Origin of the sequence: Thiocystis violacea, assembly GCF_016583575.1 — a bacterium.
GTDB classification, from domain to species: Bacteria; Pseudomonadota; Gammaproteobacteria; order Chromatiales; family Chromatiaceae; genus Thiocystis; species Thiocystis violacea.
Genome location: NZ_NRRG01000184.1, coordinates 1 through 544, shown reverse-complemented (window position 1 = coordinate 544; position 544 = coordinate 1). Strand labels below are relative to the sequence as shown.

At 49.8% G+C, this 544-nt stretch carries 1 protein-coding gene; it reads right to left on the bottom strand.

The annotated features are described in order from the left end of the window. Positions 1 to 227: 227 nt before the first annotated feature. Positions 228 to 377 (bottom strand): type II toxin-antitoxin system HicA family toxin, encoded by a 150-nt coding sequence (locus CKO27_RS24100; RefSeq protein ID WP_224408443.1) that lies wholly within the window; start codon positions 375 to 377, stop codon positions 228 to 230. Positions 378 to 544 lie beyond the last annotated feature (167 nt).

Sequence of the window (544 nt, the reverse complement as noted above, 5' to 3'; positions counted from 1 at the left end):
GAACGTCAACCATGGCGCAGATCTGCGCTAGAGAGAACGAGCGTGGTAGCTCCGCGATCAGGTTCAGCAGCACCAAGCGCAGGCGCACTGTGGGATCGCTCTCCTGCTCCAAGTAGCTGCGGAGCCTTGTTGGGTTCGGAATGTCAATGCGACGACTGCGGGTCATCTTCATCACCTCCGCGAGTCACTTGATTGATTCCCTCAACTATAGAACAAAATGCTAAGAACTATATCGAGAATAACGTTCCTGCCCGAATTTCCTTGTGATCGGGAACCGGAACTGTGATAGTACTTCCCGGGACCTGCTTTTGCATTACTATGTGACTTCCTCGTTGGCGCGCTTTGATGAATCCGTGATTTTCAAGGATTCCACAGATTTCCTTTCCGGATAAGACCTTCAGCTTAACCGACTGCTACCTCAAGTTGGGTTATATAGACTTCTTGTTGCAATCGCTCGCCGACTTCCGTTGCTGAAGCCGTTTCGAAAAAGAGCTCTAGAGCCTCCCTCAAATTGGGCTCTTCAGGATCTCAGTAGAGTATAATA